12 protein-coding genes and 1 pseudogene are annotated in these 16217 nt (G+C 60.7%); 6 read left to right on the top strand and 7 right to left on the bottom strand.

Annotated features, from left to right (window positions below; genetic code table 11):
- A complete protein-coding gene (gene asnB, locus NKI05_RS02170) occupies window positions 1-1890 on the bottom strand; it encodes an asparagine synthase (glutamine-hydrolyzing) (RefSeq protein ID WP_023703936.1) in 1890 nt (629 codons plus the stop codon).
- A 222-nt stretch (window positions 1891-2112) separates the two neighbouring features.
- Complete coding sequence (locus NKI05_RS02165) at window positions 2113-3354, bottom strand: glycoside hydrolase family 5 protein (protein ID WP_352792162.1); 1242 nt, start codon at window positions 3352-3354, stop codon at window positions 2113-2115.
- A 16-nt stretch (window positions 3355-3370) separates the two neighbouring features.
- Between NKI05_RS02165 and NKI05_RS02160 the strand changes: the two genes are divergently transcribed.
- The 3 genes from NKI05_RS02160 to NKI05_RS02150 all read left to right on the top strand — a co-directional run bounded on the left by NKI05_RS02160 (window position 3371) and on the right by NKI05_RS02150 (window position 7724).
- Window positions 3371-5377 carry a heparinase II/III family protein gene (locus NKI05_RS02160; protein WP_023671805.1) on the top strand — a complete coding sequence of 669 codons (2007 nt, stop codon included), beginning with the start codon at window positions 3371-3373 and terminating at the stop codon, window positions 5375-5377.
- 203 nt (window positions 5378-5580) lie between these two features.
- Window positions 5581-6573, top strand: a complete 993-nt coding sequence (locus NKI05_RS02155; protein ID WP_023686296.1) for a sterol desaturase family protein — start codon at window positions 5581-5583, stop codon at window positions 6571-6573.
- Window positions 6570-7724, top strand: a complete 1155-nt coding sequence (locus NKI05_RS02150) for a GNAT family N-acetyltransferase (protein ID WP_023696861.1) — start codon at window positions 6570-6572, stop codon at window positions 7722-7724. The genes NKI05_RS02155 and NKI05_RS02150 overlap by 4 nt, the downstream gene beginning before the upstream one ends.
- 699 nt (window positions 7725-8423) lie before the next feature.
- Here NKI05_RS02150 and NKI05_RS02145 read toward each other — a convergent pair.
- The 5 genes and pseudogenes from NKI05_RS02145 to NKI05_RS32240 all read right to left on the bottom strand — a co-directional run bounded on the left by NKI05_RS02145 (window position 8424) and on the right by NKI05_RS32240 (window position 13061).
- Window positions 8424-9869 carry an adenylate/guanylate cyclase domain-containing protein gene (locus NKI05_RS02145; protein WP_023686294.1) on the bottom strand — a complete coding sequence of 482 codons (1446 nt, stop codon included), beginning with the start codon at window positions 9867-9869 and terminating at the stop codon, window positions 8424-8426.
- A 121-nt stretch (window positions 9870-9990) separates the two neighbouring features.
- Complete coding sequence (locus NKI05_RS02140; protein ID WP_245261700.1) at window positions 9991-10854, bottom strand: DUF2182 domain-containing protein; 864 nt, start codon at window positions 10852-10854, stop codon at window positions 9991-9993.
- 9 nt (window positions 10855-10863) lie between these two features.
- Window positions 10864-11502 (bottom strand): DUF1326 domain-containing protein, encoded by a 639-nt coding sequence (locus NKI05_RS02135; protein WP_023683386.1) that lies wholly within the window; start codon window positions 11500-11502, stop codon window positions 10864-10866.
- 142 nt (window positions 11503-11644) lie between these two features.
- Window positions 11645-11887: a DUF718 domain-containing protein gene (locus tag NKI05_RS32245; protein ID WP_502898751.1), complete on the bottom strand. Its 243-nt coding sequence runs from the start codon at window positions 11885-11887 to the stop codon at window positions 11645-11647.
- 98 nt (window positions 11888-11985) lie between these two features.
- Window positions 11986-13061, bottom strand: a pseudogene (locus tag NKI05_RS32240) (class I SAM-dependent methyltransferase).
- Window positions 13062-13233: 172 nt separating this feature from the next.
- Here NKI05_RS32240 and NKI05_RS02110 point away from each other — a divergent pair.
- The 3 genes from NKI05_RS02110 (at window position 13234) to NKI05_RS02100 (ending at window position 16130) form a co-directional block, all read left to right on the top strand.
- A complete protein-coding gene (locus tag NKI05_RS02110; RefSeq protein WP_023683382.1) occupies window positions 13234-14139 on the top strand; it encodes a LysR family transcriptional regulator in 906 nt (301 codons plus the stop codon).
- Window positions 14140-14271: 132 nt separating this feature from the next.
- Window positions 14272-14571, top strand: a complete 300-nt coding sequence (locus NKI05_RS02105) for a hypothetical protein (protein ID WP_023683381.1) — start codon at window positions 14272-14274, stop codon at window positions 14569-14571.
- 188 nt (window positions 14572-14759) lie between these two features.
- Window positions 14760-16130, top strand: coding sequence for a chloride channel protein (locus NKI05_RS02100; RefSeq protein ID WP_023691684.1), 1371 nt, complete (start codon window positions 14760-14762; stop codon window positions 16128-16130).
- Window positions 16131-16217 lie beyond the last annotated feature (87 nt).

The following is a 16217-nucleotide window of genomic DNA, read 5'->3' as shown; positions in this document are numbered from 1 at the left end:
TCACTGCGGCGGGCCAAGCGCGAATTCGCGGTGGAATATCTCCAGGTTCAAAAGCGCCCATATCAGTTTTTCGTGGTCCGCGGCGCGCTCGGCGTGCTCCCTGACAATCTGGTCCAGCTTCTTGGCGCTCAAATAGCTACGGATGACCGAATGGGACGAACACAGATGGTCCCGTACATAATCGCTCATCGGCCCGCGGAACCATTCGGCGACGGGCACCTTGAAGCCGATCTTTGGGCGGTTGAGGACCTCGTCGGGAACCATGCCGGCCATGCAGTCGCGCAGGATCTGTTTGCTGTGCAGGAAGCCCAGCCTGTAACGATCGGGCAGTTGGCTGACGAAGGAAACCAGATCGCGATCAAGGAATGGCATTCGCCCCTCGATTGAACCGGCCATCATCACTCGGTCGCCCCGTTCCAAGAGGTTGTCGGGCAACCACGATGTCTGATCAAAAAACAACACACGGCGCAGATGAGATTCCGTCACACTCGAAGAGAACGGGAAATCGTTGCAGTCATGGCCGCAAGTGGCCAACCCACCGAGGAGCGAATCGCGTTCCCGCGCCGTCATGGCTCCAAACCAGGAGATCATCCGGGTGGCAAAGTCCCGTTCACCCGCGCTTCGGGCAAATGTATCGAACTTGGCCGATGCGCCGGGCAATGCGCGCATCAAAGGGGCGAGGAGATTGTTGTGAAGCGACGCTGGAACAAGTGACCGGTAGACACCCGCCAGAGACTCTGCGCGATGTTTGGGGTAGCCGCCGAGTATCTCGTCCGCACCTTCGCCCGTTAGCACCATCTTGACGTCCTGCGAGGCTCGAACCGACATCAGGTAAATTGGAATGTCCGTACTTTGTGAAACAGGTGCCCCCCGATGGCGGACCATCTTGGGCAGATGATTCATCAGGTCATCCGCCTGGATGACGATTTCGCAATGATCGGTCTTGAAATGATCGGCGACGCGCCGGGCGAATGGAAGCTCGCTGTAAGCCTGTTCGCTGAAACCGACCGAAAACGTACGAATGGGGTTGTCGCTGTGCCTGGTCATCAGGGCAACGATTGCCGACGAGTCGAGGCCCCCGGACAGAAAGGCGCCAAACGGCGCATCACTGCGCATCCTGATCTCGACAGAACGGTCGAGCAATTCCAGAAATCGCCGCTTGGCGGTTCCTGGATCGATATCCGCTGTCAGATCGGTCTGATCCGGGGGCGCATAGTAGCGCGTTTCCGTTACTTCCCCTTGCGACCACACAGCGTAGCTTCCCGGGTTGAGCTTGCGGATCTGTTTGAAAAGCGTCCGCGGTCCAGGCACGTAACGCCAGGTCAGATACTCGCGCACTCCATCCAGATCGAGCTGCTGGCCATCTGGCTGCGCAGACAACAACGCGCTGATCTCCGAGGCAAACGACAGCAAATTTCTGCCTTGCATGAGGTAAAGGGGTTTTTTTCCAAAGGGGTCGCGAGCGAGGATCAATTCGCGCCGTTGAGCGTCCCACAGCGCAAAAGCGAACATCCCGCTCAATCGGTCGAACATGGCCAGGCGCCACTGGTCATAAGCCCTGAGCAGCACTTCCGTGTCGGAGCGTGTGCGAAAACGGTGGCCGAGACCGATCAACTCCTCACGCAACTCGATGTAGTTGTATATTTCGCCGTTGAAAATAATCCGGAGCCGTCCGTCCTCGGTCTGCATCGGCTGATTTGAATCGGCGTTTAAGTCAATAATCGCCAGGCGGCGATGCACCAATGCCAACTGGTCCTCGCCTGTGTTCAGGTCCAGGAGTTCGATGCCTTCGGCATCGGGACCACGATGCTGCAAGGCATTCGACATCCCGGCGGCCCGATCTTGTGGCTTCTCGACCCTGCGCCCAATCCAGCCGGCAATTCCGCACATTCTTTCCCTTGGCCCTCTTTCCCTTGTTTGCGTATGATCGAGGACACCAATCTACAGCGAATATATTAAATAGCTGCTCGGTGGAGTGATTTTAAAACTGAGCCTGAATTGGTTCGATCAGGCCCTCTCGGCTGCAACTGGAGACGACAGTCCTTGGGTTTCACGCGATTGATCGCCAGCAACCAGGCAGACCGCTCGAACCGATCCTGACCCGATGACGAGTTATGGCAGGCCCAGTGCCCGCAACATCTCCCGGTCCGGGATCGCAGGCCCCTTGGGTTGGATAACACTCATTCCGTAAGGATTGGAGAATTCCCAGGCCGACCACGGCATCGCGAAGCGTTCCGCCTCTCTGCGCACTGCCATGAGATAGCGCAGGCGATCAGCATCGAAAGCTCCCATGCGGCCATCCGCAGACATCAGGATAACGCCGAATTCGCCCACGAACAGGCGTCTGCTCGCTATGCGATGGGCTTCAGCCCAGTCGACCGCCTGACGGAAACCCGCTTCGAGCTGGCTCTGCCCCCAATTCTGCTCAAAGTATCGGGCGATCGTTTCACGCGCCGAGGCCATGTTCATCACCTCTTCGATCTGGCTCAAGCCGGCGGCCTCCATCTGCGCCTTGAGGGTTTCGGCGACCACTTCGGGCGTGCTGGCGTCGGCAGGCCAGGGAAGGCCGGAGGAGAAAGCGTTCTTGTCATCGGCCCGCTGGTGCGTGAAGCTGTGCGGATCATACATGTGGAAGCTGTAATAGACGTTGGGGTCGTCGAAGTTGGGGTCCAGGTTGACCAGTCCCGCGATGCTCCCGCCGCAGGCGCCGGTCGCGACGATGGTGAGTTCGCTGCTGACGGCGCGAATATCGCGAACCGTGCCTGCCATGATCCGCTGCCAGTCATCGCTGCCGCTTGAATCGCAAGGGTAGTAGGCGGGCTCGTTATAGGGCTCGAGGGCGACCTTGTCGGCGCCAATTTTGATCAGCATGGCAGCCACCGCCACTACCATTTTGCGATAGCGGGCAACACCCTCGCTGTCGGCCCCGCCATAGATCATTTCCATGCTGTAGGCCGGAACCTGGCTGACGCCATGCAGATCGAAAACCACCTTGAGCCCGCTTGAAACCACCCGCTGCACCGCAGCGGCAAGCATGTCCAGCGCCTGTTGTCGTTTGGCGCCCTCGCTGGCAAGCAGAGGGCCAGGGTCGACACTCAGCCGGACAAAGTCGAAGCCCATGGATCGAATGCGATCAAACTGGTCGCCGTCCGGCCAATCGGTGAGCGGCCTGCCGCCCGCAAGCCATTCCTTCTCGCTGCGATAGGGCGGCCATTTGTAGGAACCATCTTTCTCCACCGGCGACCAGTTGAGCCATTCATGGACGCCAACGCCGCGCTCAAGCGGGATCGGCGCCGCCTCGGCTGACAAAGCCATGCCAAGCGCGCACGCTATGACGTAGACAACTTTTCTCATCGCAAAACTCCGCGTCATGGCCGAAGATATTAACCGCGGGAACGGAAAAGAGGATGCCGCCACACGCTTTTTCGACGGGATGGTGTATGAGGATCAAAATCTTGGCGGAGCGCGGATGAGGGTCGGGTGGTATTTCAACCGATTGCGCAGCATGGAGTTGGCCGAGATATTGCATCGGTTGGACGAGCAGCGCCGGAGGACCGTTTCGCGCCGCCGCGACAACGGCTGGCAGCGCTATGCGTCGCCGCAGTTGCACCCGGTGCTGCACGGATTGCGGAATGCTGTGCCGGCCGCTGCGACACCAGCCCAGCGGCAAGCTATCGAGGCGGCTGCGCAAAACACTCTTCGGGGCCAGTTTTCAGCACTTGGGCAGACCTGGCCACAGCGAGACCCCTATACTCTCTTTCCACCTGAGCTCTGGCGCCTTGATCCGGTGACCGGCCGGCTTTGGCCAGGCCCCAAGACCCATACTTTCGATATCGATTTTCGCCATGCCACCGGCCGTGGCGATGTAAAATATGTCTGGGAAATCAACCGGCTGCAGCAACTGCCGCCACTGGCTGCCCATCTGCTTCTCACCGGCGATGATCAATCCCGTGCGGCCATCGAGGCGGCGATCGAGAGCTGGCATTTCGCCAACCCACCATTTCGGGGCGTTGGCTGGGCCTCGGGCATCGAGGTCGCGCTACGAGCCATCAGCCTGATTGTCACGCTCGACCTCGTCGGCGACCGGCTTGGCGCGGCGACGCGAGAAAAAGTCGGTGAAATACTGGCGGCAAGCGCCTATTGGCTGCCGCGGTTTCCCTCCCGTTTTTCGTCCGCCAACAACCATCTCGTCGCGGAATTGGCTGGCGAATATTTGATCGGTCTGGCTTTCGGGGCCGAGGTGGCTCGCGAGTCGCTCCTGGCTGAGGTGCTCAAACAGATCCTGGCCGATGGCGCCGGGGCCGAGCAGACCCCGACCTACGCCGCCTTCAGTGCCGAACTTTTCCTGCTGTGCGCTGCGGCGGCGCGCCAGGCCGGACTGCCTTTTCCCCAGCCCGTCGAAGCGCGTTTGGCCGCTTTCGCCAATTTCGCAGGCTGGCTCCCGCCGAAAACCAGCGGCTTCGGCGACAATGATGAAGGCCGCGTGATCACGCTGGGGGGCGAAACCGATTATGTCGGATCGGTCGCGGCCGCCATCCGTGGTTTTCTACGGATGCCGGGCAGCGCACCGGAGCCTGGCGATTTTCGTGCGCTTTTCTTCGGCGCGCCACCGCGGCCGGCGCCGGTGCCGAATGGATTGCATACATTCACGCAAGGCGGGCTCTCCGTCTGGCGCGGCGAGATGAATGGTCGCAACGTCCATCTGACATACGACCACGGCCCGCTGGGCTACCTTTCGATAGCGGCGCACGGTCATGCCGACGCGCTGTCGCTCACCCTGTGCATTGACGGCGATCCGGTGCTGGTCGACCCCGGCACATGGCTCTATGGTTCGGGGGGAGGCTGGCGCGACTGGTTCCGCTCGACGCCGGCGCACAACACGCTGAACCTAGAGGGTAAAAGCCAAAGCATCATCTCCGGGGCGTTCAACTGGTCGCACAAGGCGGTTGCGACATTGGTGGAGAGCGAGCCGGGGCCGCACTGGAGGCTGTGTGCCCGACATGACGGGTACAAAGGCCGCTTCGGCGTTGTGCATCAACGCGCCGTGACACGCGATGGCGACGGCATCCTCGTGACCGACCAACTGCTCGGCGGCAGCCGCGTCGCTGAGATCGTCTTCCAACTCGCCGCCGACCTCCACGCCAACAGGGATGGAAACATTGTCACGATATTGCGCGGCGCTGAACCTTTGATGACTATCCACTTTCCAGACGCAGCGATCCACATCCGTTCCGGCGGCGACACACCGGGCCAGGGCGGCTGGGTTTCGCCGCGTTTTGGTGCAAGGCAGCCAGCCGAACGCCTCGCATGGCGTGGCCAAGTAGGCGAAAAGGGAGTAGTCATCCGGCTCGCGCCAAGTCCGCCGCAGACCCGATAACGGGCAGGTTGCAGGCGCAGCGTTCGACATTAATTACGTTCAGATATTTAGCGGTTTTGACACCGTTGATCTGCTAATTTGGCCATGATTGTTCTGCCAGTCGCATCCCGATACACAGTTGCGGGCAGCATATGATAGGCTTGGCAATATGTGCTTCGCGACGAGCCGGATCACCATTTCACCACCTAGGAGCCACTGCATCGATGTTTTCGGAATTCGCCAGAGTGATCGTGGAAAAACTCTCACACATCGATCTGCTGACACTCGGTCTCCTGTTGCTCACGGCGCTGGGGAGCGCGGTGGTCGCCTACTGGCGAACGGTCGAACAGAAATCCTTCCGGGACTTTTTCGACTTCGCCTTTCCCGCGGAAGTCATCATGCACCCATCGGCGCGAGCGGACGCATTGTTCTGGATCACGAAAAGGCTGGTGATGCCCTTCCTGCTCATTCCCGCCGGTGTCACCTTCGTTGCCGCCACGGGATATGCAACAAACCAGGCAGTCGGCTGGCTCTTCAGCATCTCGCAACCGCTGATACCCGGCCCCGCCGGCCCAGTGACGATCATCCTCTTCACCGCAACCATGCTCGTTGCTTACGATATCTCCTACTACCTATATCACGTTGCCCAGCACCGTTTCCCGTTCCTGTGGGAATTGCACAAGGTGCATCATTCGGCCGAAGTGATGGTTGGGATCACCAAGGACCGGGTTCACCCCCTGGACGATCTGATGAACCGGATCTGGGACGGCGTCATACCGGGGATCAGTTTCGGCTTGTGGAGCCTGATTGCGCTTGATCCGGTCGAGATCGCCATATTTGGCATCAACGTCTATGTCATTCGCAACATTCTCATGATGGACTTTGTTCGCCACACGCATCTGAAGATTTCCTTCGGCCGGTTGAACGGCGTCATCTTGTGTCCGCACTGGCACCAGGTGCATCACAGTGTCGACCCTCGCCACTACGACAAGAATTTCGGGCTGCTTTTTTCATTCTGGGATCGCATATTCGGAACGCAGTTCATCCCGGATCCGGACGAAGACCTCAAGTTTGGACTGATAGATCGCGACGTACGCGACTATCAGTCGCTTTTCGGACTTTACGTGCTGCCGCTCAAGAAAATGGCAAACCATATCATGCGACTTTTTCAAAAGCGCATCGATGTCGCGCAGCCGCAGGACCGTCTCCAACCATGAACAAAATGGCTTCGATTGACGCTGTTGGTGCGGAGCGACTGGAAATCGTCAGTTCGACGGATCGCCTGGCCGCCATCGAAGCCGAATGGGTAGACCTATGGCATCGTACCCATGCACTGATCTTTCAGAGCCATGCCTGGGTTTCGGCATGGTGGAGCACCGTGCGTGACCGCGACCGGCGCTCGCTGCGGATCGGCCTGGTATGGAGCGATGACAGGCTGGTCGCTGTCATTCCCCTGGCGATCGGCAGACGAAAAGGACTTCGGCTCCTCGAATGGGCCGCCAATAGCTATACGGACTATGGTGATATTCTTGTCGCGCCGGAATGCTCCCTATCGGCCCTCCAGAACCTCTGGAACCGGATCTGTTCGGCGGGTGGCTTCGATCTTGCTTTTATCAATCGTCTGTCGCCGGATGCGGCAGCCCGCAGGATTTTTACACCGGGCTCTTCCAGCGGCGTCAAGCTTCGCGCCAATCACCGGGAGGAAGTCAGTTATCGCGTCGCTGGACAGTGGGCCAGCGGAGCAGCATGGCTGGCGGACCAGCCGAAAAAGATGCGCCAGAACTATCGGCGCGGCATCAAGATACTGGAAGAAACAGGCGAAGTGAAATTCCGCCTCCTGTCGGCTGACGAGCCGCTGCAGCCATTGCTGGAGCGACTGTCGGCGCTGAAGCGCAGATGGCTGGAAAAGCACACGCGTGAATCCGACCTTTTCGAAGAGGGCGAGCCGGTTCTTGCCGCCCTGGTGGACGCGCTGTCACGCGCCGGTGTGCTGCGCATTTTCGTACTTGAATGCAATGGTGCGATGGTCGCGGTTTCCATCAACATCGTCCAGCACAACGTCATGATGGCATTCGTTACCACCTACGACCCTGACTTTAGCCGAGCGTCGCCGGGTGCGGTCCTGATTACGGAGTATATACAGTGGTCGTTTGATCACGGCTTGGGATTGGTCGATTTCCTCTGTGGCGGAGAGGCCTTCAAACATAGGTTTGCAACACAGGCCGTTACCCTCCAATCCGTTCTTGGGGCACGCACTGTGCAGGGCGCGCTCGCTTCTCTCGCTGATCGTATCTGTCAGACGATCCGCGTACGCTCACGCGGATTGGCGTCGGCGAATCCAGAGCGCCCGCCCGATGAGACTGCTTAATTTAGCTGGATAACTTGGGCATAAGCCGCCGAGCGTTGAGGGCTGGCGTGCGACATGGGCGCGCCATTCGAAAATCCGCGTCGATTACGCCTCGGAATCGGGACCGAATGGGTCCGCAGGTGGAGACTTCAGCCAATTCCCGCAAATCACGTCTCTCGAGGCACAGTTTGTTGTCTGCGAAGCGTCGCAACACGTTCGTTGGCGTCACAACGGTAGCAGGCTAGGTCCTGAAAATCATTGAAGATTTTTTCGGACAGGGCGCCTACCATAGGTCGGCGTTTTTTCTATAATTTCAGTAGCTTAAGGTAGGCTGGTAGCGGGAGAGCGCTACCGCCTTTCCCCCCACTCGGAGACCATGCGATATTTTCTACAGTGTCGGGCGTAGTGGGCCCTTCTCGGTGCTGCAAAGACCGGTAGGCAAAGGGAGAGTCTGACCCGGAAGCTATCCACGATGCGAACGGCAGCTTTGCGCCCCATATCAGACATTCCTGCCGTCCCGTCCTGCACCCAAAAGCCGACATCGCTAAATCCAGGGCACAGCCAGCTTTGCGCCAATCATCGTCGGACCGATGCAAGGCGGCAGTTCGCAGAGCATTGCGAAATGAGGCGAACTGGTGCGTGCTTGATACGAAGGTTGGGGCAGGCGATTTGAATCTAAGATGGTCGAGCAGTTCCTCGGGAGTTGGCATGCGACCGAGGCTATCCCCGCATAATACGATAGACAGTTGCATCACCCTCCACACCCCGAAGAGGCGCTTCAAACGCCTCGACGCGATGGCCGGCAAGCATTTCGCTAACCCCGGGCGCGGAATAGAGCGCTTCGGAAATGCAGATCTGTCCGGCTTCTGCTAGGGACTGCACGCGCGCGGCGACATTCACGGTCTGACCGAAGTAGTCGAGGTTGTCGTTGAGCGTCACGGCGATCGATGGGCCACAATGGGCTCCGATCTTCAGAATGATCCCCGGCCCGTCATGGTCGCCGTTGAAGCGATCGATTTCTTCAAAGATGTGGAGTGCAGCCGAAATCGCATCCGACGGCTGCGAGAATACAGCCATCACCGCATCGCCAATCGTCTTGACCACCGCGCCGCAATGTTGCTGAACCGCCGCGTTGACCAGAGCGAAATGCTCGCGGACCAAAGCATAGGCGTTGAGGTCACCAAGGCGCTCATACATGGCGGTCGAACCCTTGAGGTCCGTGAACAGGAAGGTGATCTGCCGGATACCGAGCCCCTCATTCTCGTCGACGCGTTCGGACCGGAAGAGCTGGCGGAAGGTTTGCCGTGCAAGCAGCGCTCCACCGGAAACATAAGGATCGAAATCGAGGGCCGGCTTGGTCGTCAACGCGACAAGCTCGGGCGGCCAGTTGATGACAAGCAGCGAACCACGCGCTGGCCCCCTATTTGCTACCTCTATAACGATCGGACCGGGTGGCACGGCGGGCAATGCCGGCAGGAAGCGTTTGCCGTCATAATCGATCTTCAGAACTGTGGGTGCCGACACCGGATCGCCTGATATTGGCACGGCGAATGCAGCCTGCGTCCGGACGTTGACTCCCGAAAGGGCGCCTAGTCCCAAGTCAGTGCGGAGCACTGTGATGGTGCCGGGCTGCAGAAACGTCATGCCCCGAACCAAGCCACGCAGAACGTCAAGAAAGCGAACGTCTTGCCCCGGTAGCCGCCCGTCATGTCCGAAGTGGAGCTTCCAGTGAAAATCCTCGACGGAAAGCGTCTGGGGATCGTGGTGCGGCAGGCGCCGTAACTTCGACGATACCGAGAAGGTGACCTCGATGAAGTCGTCTAGGTCGGTGTCGCCCGATACATCGCACAAGCCACAGACATAGTGGGTCTTCAGCGTGCGCAAGGCGCCGAAACTATCGAGCACCATCCCAGACTGGGGGCACAGCACATCCCAGCTCATGTCGAATAAGCCACAGCGGGCGGCATGAAGGAAGAGGTCGATCGCTTCAGGTTCGGCGATTGCGCGGTCGCGGGCGAAGGCCAGCGGATTGACACGATAGAGCGCCTGATCGTCGGCGCTCCTGATCAGCGTCTCGAATTTCGAGATGACGCGTGGGCTCCAGACTCGCGCCTGCTCTACTTTGGTCATCCTGCTTTCGAGAAGACGATCGTCGACTACCGTCACATCGGACCCTCAACCTTGCCGCCTTGCCGTGCGACAGCCTACTAAAAAACCAGCGCGATGCGAATGGATTGCCATCGAAAGCGTCTGCCGGCACAGCTGAGATGCTTATGCTCCTACTCGTCTAACCGACCATCCAAGGCATATCGATCGCCCCGAGCGATACAACGATCCCGAGGACCACCAAAGCAATGCCCAAACTACCTTCGAAGCGGCGGCCACGGGGCAGCAGCTTCTCGACGAAGACGAGCAGCGTCAAAAGCAACATCCAGGCGACGCTCATGACGCCGGTCGCGACCAGCACGGCAAACAGCGCCCAGCAGCAGCCAAAGCAATAGAGACCGTGGCGCAGCCCCATCTTGAGCGCGCCAACACGCCCGTCGCGCCAGTGCTGCGCAACGAAAGCGAGCGGCGAACGGCAATGGCTGAGGCAAATGTGCTTGAGGGTCGTGAATTGATAGAGCCCGGCGACGCCAAGCGTGGCACCGAGCGCGAGCGGTGCCCATTTCGCACGCTGGGGCGGATCGAGGCTCGTTGCAACGTCGCTACCGAACTGGACCAGGACATATACGACAAGGCCCGCCCCCGCCCAGACGAGCAGATAGCCCGCGACGAAGGTCCACGTCGGGATGGCCACATGTTGTTCGCGCCTAGCCTGCGCCGCCGCGAACATAAATATCATGGGCGCCGCGGCTGGCAGCATCATAGCCGCCATCATCACGGTCCACACAGCGAGAAAAGCGGCGGCGCCGGCAAATGACCAGTCGTCGGCGGCAATTCCGGCCATCGCCATGCCAGCCATGCCTTCCATACCCTCCATACCGCCGCGCGCGGCAATGCCCATGGGCATATCCATGCTGAATGTCTGGTAGAGGGTGAGCGTCCACGCCGCTGCCGTCAGCACGACGAGCGATGCGAGAAGGCCGAGCGGGATGCCGCGCAGATTCCGGGTGAACCGCCGCGATTTCCTGGGGAACGCGTCAGCCATTGTCACGCCCTAGTTCGGGCCGGTCCAGTCGAACGGAATGTGCTTGCTCGAGCGGGCCGTGCCAGTCCAGTCGAGCCCGAAGCCCTTGGTGCTCACCTCGACAGAACGCCCCCAGGTGGCAACCTGGCCCGGGCCGACCTCCGAACCCGGCGGGTTGATCGTCTGCACTCGCTTGCCGGGCGGGGTGGTGGGACCGGAAAGCGCCTCTGCGCGTCCAACGACGAGACCAGGAATTTCGACCCGCCAGGTGGCCAGGTCGCCCGCCACCTCGAAAGTGATCGGCACGAACTCCATGCCACGCATCTCCCCGATATTGGCGGCAAAACCCGCTGGCCAGCCGCCGGCGTGGCCGCCGAAGATCACCTGCAGGGCTTCGCGCTGCTGCTCATCAGCCTTCTCGTCCAGATACATGCCCATCACGGCCTTTGCCTCGCCGGCCCACAGATTGCCTTCAAACTCGCCGAGCGCCACCAGCGTCAGGCCGTCGAGCTTCACGCCGCCATACTGACCCTCGCGCACATGCCAGGCGAGCACGCCCTGGCAGTGATTGCCGGTTGGCCGCTGGGCGAACTCGCAAGGGCAAGGGATGTCGCAGCTGCAGATGTCGAACCAGTCGCCTGCGAGCCGCCATTGAGGCACTGCATTCATGGCTCATCCTCCGGAGATTGGGCCTAGTTATACGCCGAAGATTGGTCGCGCTCCAGCAGTTCGTGCGTCGCCACTGACTTTGATGGATTGGCCCCACCCCGGTGGTCGAGCTGTGCATGCCAAAACCTGCAGTTGGGGCGCTTCAGGTCCGGATCTCGACGACGGACGTGCCGGAGACGGCATCCGTCACGCCGAGCTCGGCGCCGAGATCCTCCAGCATATCGCGCATCGTATCGAGAAGGCCGATCATATGCGGCCGGGCCGCGGCGAGGCTGTTCATGTCGTCCCATTCACCGACGACGCAGAAGGTCCGGTCGCCGGTCCTGACGAGCGCGGCTTTGCGGAAGCCCTTGACGTCGAGCGTTGCCTTCTTGTGCGCGTCGATGAAGGCCTGTTCCTTGCCGGGCTTGGTGCGAACCGAACGACATTGTAAGCGGTCATGCCTTCCTCCAATCCATAGCCAAATTAATAAATCGACCAGGCTTACGGGCGAGCCTCCAGAACCATGTTGAACGGCGTCTCGGTGGCGCGACGGAAACGGCGGAAGCCGCCGCCGGTAACCACCTTGCGCAGCCTTGCCTCGCCCGCCTGGGCGCCGAGGCCGAGCCCAACCTCCTGCGATAGCGAGGCAGGCGTGCAGATGAAGGTCGAGGCGGCGTAATAGATGCGCCCGACCGGATTGAGGTTCGCTGAAAGCTTGTCATGAGCGAAGGGTTCGACGATCATCCATGTGCCGTCCGGCTTCAGTGCCTTGTGCACATGCCTGGCCGCACCCTCCGGATCGCCCATGTCGTGCAGGCAGTCGAAGAAGGCGACAAGACCGTAGGTGCCAGGAAAATCCTTGGCCGCCGCCACTTCGAAGCGGGTGTTGCCGGCGACGCCGGCCTCTCTGGCTGCGGCGCGCGCCCGTTCGACGACGGGGCATGATAGTCGAAGCCGGTGAAGCGCGAATTCGGGAATGCCTTGGCCATGAGCACGGTCGATGCGCCGTGGCCGCAGCCGACGTCGGCGACGTCTATGCCACGCTCCAGCTTCTCGATCGCGCCATCGAGCGCCGGCAGCCAGGAGCCGATCAGATTGGCGTTTTAGCCCGGGCGGAAGAACCGTTCCGTGCCGCGAAATAGGCAGGCGCTGTGATCGTGCCAGCCCAGGCCCTTGCCCGAACGAAACGCCTGCCGCACCTTTTCTTCGTCAAGCCATAGCGTCGAGACGACCTCGAAGGCGCCGGCCATGAAGGTGGGGCTGTCCTCGTTGACGAAGACCTGTTCCTGCTCGGGGCTGAGGTAGAAGCTGTCGCTGGCCTCGTCGTATTCGACATAGCCGGCGGCCGCCTGCGCCGAAAGCCATTCACGCACAAGCCGCTCCTGCGTGCCGGTGTTTGCGGCAAGCTGCCCGGCGGTCATCTTGCCGCCCTCGCTCATCGCCGAGAACAGGCCGAGCCTGTCTCCCAGCAGCACGGCCGCCCCGGTGGTGATGGCGCCGAGATCGCCGACCATCTTTCCCAGCAGGGCCTCCAGCTTTTCCTGGTCGGGCTGTTTGTCCTTGTTGCGCTCCAGCATCGGCTTTTCCTCCGGCTCGATCCCAAACATCGGCCCAAGGCTGGACGCCTGATCCCGCCGCCGGGATGGGCTGGCCATGGACAGCGGAGAAAGTTTACCTAAGGATAGCACCTGCCGATAATGCCGAGTTCTGATTGCGGCGATGCATGCCGGGCATCAGCGGGGATGTGTCATGGAAATGCACGAAATTCGTTATTTTCTGGCCGCCTGCCAGACGCTCAACTTTCGCCAGGCGGCGGACCTTGTGAATATCACTCAGCCTGCGCTCACCCGCGCCATACAGAAGCTGGAAGCGGAACTCGGCGGACTGCTCTTCCATCGCGACAAGGGCCATGTCCAGCTCAACGATTTCGGTCGCCTGATGCGGAGTCATCTCGACGAAATCGCGCAGCGCTCGGAGCATGCCAAGCGCACCGCCAGAAGCTTTCTGTCGCTCGAGACGGCGCCGGTGACGCTCGGCGTGATGTGCACTATCGGGCCGCTGCGCTTTATCGGCTTCCTCAATGCATTTCGCGAACGGTTTCCCGGAATCGAGGTGACCGTAATCGAAGGCGCCGCTGACCACCTCACCGACCTTTTGCTGCAAGGCAAGCTGGACATCGCGCTCTTGGCGCGCCCGGAGCCATTCGATCATCGGCTGAGGGCGGAGCAGGTCTATACGGAACGCTTCGGGCTCGCTTTCTCAACCGGGCATCCGTTCGAGACGCGGAATACGCTGCAACTGACGGATGTGCGCAACGAGCCCTATCTCGAGCGTATCAACTGCGAATATGGGAATCGCATCGACGAGCTCTGCCAAAACCTCGGCTTCGAGATCAAGAGCGCCTATCGCAGCGAGCGCGAGGACTGGATCCTGGCTATGGTAGCCGCGGGAATGGGCGTCTGCTTCATCGCGGAATTCTCCGCCAGCCAGCCGGGCGTCTGCCACAGGCTGGTCGTCGACCCAGAGATCGTGCGCGAGGTGTCACTGGTCTCCGTCGCGGATCGACTGCCTTCGCCCGCCATCTCTGCATTTGCCAAGGCGGTGATGGAGTATGACTGGCACATACCGATGACGGCGGGATCGACTGGTCTCTAAGTCCACAGTCCGCCTTCCGCGTCAGCAAACATGCGCCATACGATCACATCTTCGTGTCGATGTAACTGACCGCAATGTCGGGCGAACCCACGAATGGGGCAACTGTGCCCCGCAAAAATGGGAGTATTCCGAATGCATTCGTTGAAAATCTTCGTCGCCGCCAGCATTGCCGCTCTTTGCGCCTCGCAAGCATTCGCCGAGGACACGATGGGCACGATGTCCATGATGAAGGGCGGGCAAGTGACAGCCGTCATGCCCGACGGGCATATGGGCACCATGATGCCGGACGCCAAGATGAGCGCCGAAATGATGAAAATGGCCAAGCCGATCAAGCATTGCATGATGATGATGACCGACGCCAAGGGCAAAACCTACATGGTCGATACATCGACCAAGAAGGCCCAGGCCGAGTGTGAAAAAATGGCGATGTGAGGAGCCATCGCGCCCGTCAATGCTTCCATCCCGCCGGCACGCGCGCCGGCGGGATGTCCCATCGATCCTCCGCCATCGAGACCATGTCACTGCCGTGGTTGCTGTCCTCGCCAGCCAAAGCTGTTGCTTCGCAAGGTTGATCGGCTCGGTGGGTGTGTTAGGCCGGGTCTATTACGAAGGGACCCAACATGGCACGCATATCGCGACGACATCCGATGCTGCGACGCTCGCAGGCGATGTGGGTTTCGCGTCGCGTCTGGCAGCCGCGCATTGTCTTCTGGGCAGGCGCCATTTCGATCGGACTGATCAGCGTGCTGTTCGCGGTGCTTGCCGATCAAGCGCAGGCGCTATTCCATTCCGTCATCGACACCGATAGCGGCTGGCGCTTTTACCTGCCACTCGTGCTGACGCCGCTCGGCTTCGTTCTCTGCGCCTGGCTTGCGCATTCCTTCTTTCCAGGCTCGCAGGGCAGCGGCATTCCGCAGGCGATCGCCGCGCGCCATCTGCGTGATGACGACGACCGCGGCCATATCCTGTCGTTGCGGCTGGTAGTGGGCAAGATCGCGCTCACCGTCGTCGGTCTAGGTTGCGGGGCCTCGATTGGCCGCGAGGGACCGACAGTGCAGGTCGGCGCCTCTCTGATGCTGCAGGTCGCGCGCTGGGGTGGCATGGCGCAGGCGCGCGGGCTGATCCTGGCCGGGTCGGCGGCAGGCATAGCGGCAGCCTTCAACACACCGCTTGCCGGCATTGTCTTCGCTATCGAAGAGATGGGTCGCGCCTATGAATCTCGGACCAATGGGCTGGTGTTAACGGCGGTGATCCTCGCTGGACTTGCCTCGTTGGGCCTGGTCGGAAACTACACTTACTTCGGAGTCGCCAAAGAAACAGTGGCCTTTGCCAGCGACTGGCCGCTGGTGCTTGCCTGTGGCATCATCGGCGGCGGTGTCGGCGCGCTATTTTCTCTGCTGGCGCTGAACGCGATGCGCCGCATCCGGCGCTGGAACGCGTTCCAGCCGCTCTGGCGCACAATGGTTGTGGCAGGCATTTGCGGGCTGGCGGTGGCCGCGATCGGGATCGCCTCGAATGGCCTCACCTTCGGCACCGGCTATGCGCAGGCGCGGGGAGCCATCGAAGGCACGCCGCTGCCGGCGTTCTTCTTTGCTGGGAAATTCGCAGCTGGCCTGCTCTCGATGGTTTCGGGCATTCCGGGCGGCATCTTCGCGCCATCGCTGGCCGTAGGAGCCGGCCTTGGCAGCACGCTTGGCCTACTCCTCGGCGGCGCCACCGGCACCGCTGCGCTGCTTGGCATGGCCGGCTATTTCGCCGGCGTTGTGCAGGCTCCGATGACAGCCTTCGTCATCATCCTCGAAATGACCGGCAACCACGACAATGTCATTGCGCTGATGTGCGCATCGATGCTGGGCTATGGGACAGCGCGATTGATTTCGAACGAGCCGCTCTACCACGCCCTATCTCGCCTTTTCATCGCCGAGGCGATCCGGCGGAGAAGATCCAGAAATCTCGAAACATCCGGCTCTGCCGCTTGGAGCCCAGCTTGAGTTTGTCGATTGAAAGACATGCTGGCGAACTTTCTTGTGGATCCGGTGTGCGAGAATCAACATCGTCTGAAGAGGCGAGACGACTTG

The sequence above is a fragment of the Mesorhizobium sp. M0771 genome (assembly GCF_040320155.1).
Lineage (GTDB): Bacteria > Pseudomonadota > Alphaproteobacteria > Rhizobiales > Rhizobiaceae > Mesorhizobium.
Note: the sequence above shows the minus strand (reverse complement) of the source record. Positions and strands in the feature narration are given on the sequence as shown.

Excerpts from the sequence above, each read along its gene's own strand:
- asnB (WP_023703936.1), bottom strand. The coding sequence starts at position 1,890 with ATGTGCGGAATTGCCGGCTGGATTGGGCGCAGGGTCGAGAAGCCACAA.
- NKI05_RS02165 (WP_352792162.1), bottom strand. The coding sequence starts at position 3,354 with ATGAGAAAAGTTGTCTACGTCATAGCGTGCGCGCTTGGCATGGCTTTG.
- NKI05_RS02160 (WP_023671805.1), top strand. The coding sequence starts at position 3,371 with ATGGCCGAAGATATTAACCGCGGGAACGGAAAAGAGGATGCCGCCACA.
- NKI05_RS02155 (WP_023686296.1), top strand. The coding sequence starts at position 5,581 with ATGTTTTCGGAATTCGCCAGAGTGATCGTGGAAAAACTCTCACACATC.
- NKI05_RS02150 (WP_023696861.1), top strand. The coding sequence starts at position 6,570 with ATGAACAAAATGGCTTCGATTGACGCTGTTGGTGCGGAGCGACTGGAA.
- NKI05_RS02140 (WP_245261700.1), bottom strand. The coding sequence starts at position 10,854 with ATGGCTGACGCGTTCCCCAGGAAATCGCGGCGGTTCACCCGGAATCTG.
- NKI05_RS02135 (WP_023683386.1), bottom strand. The coding sequence starts at position 11,502 with ATGAATGCAGTGCCTCAATGGCGGCTCGCAGGCGACTGGTTCGACATC.
- NKI05_RS02110 (WP_023683382.1), top strand. The coding sequence starts at position 13,234 with ATGGAAATGCACGAAATTCGTTATTTTCTGGCCGCCTGCCAGACGCTC.
- NKI05_RS02105 (WP_023683381.1), top strand. The coding sequence starts at position 14,272 with ATGCATTCGTTGAAAATCTTCGTCGCCGCCAGCATTGCCGCTCTTTGC.
- NKI05_RS02100 (WP_023691684.1), top strand. The coding sequence starts at position 14,760 with ATGGCACGCATATCGCGACGACATCCGATGCTGCGACGCTCGCAGGCG.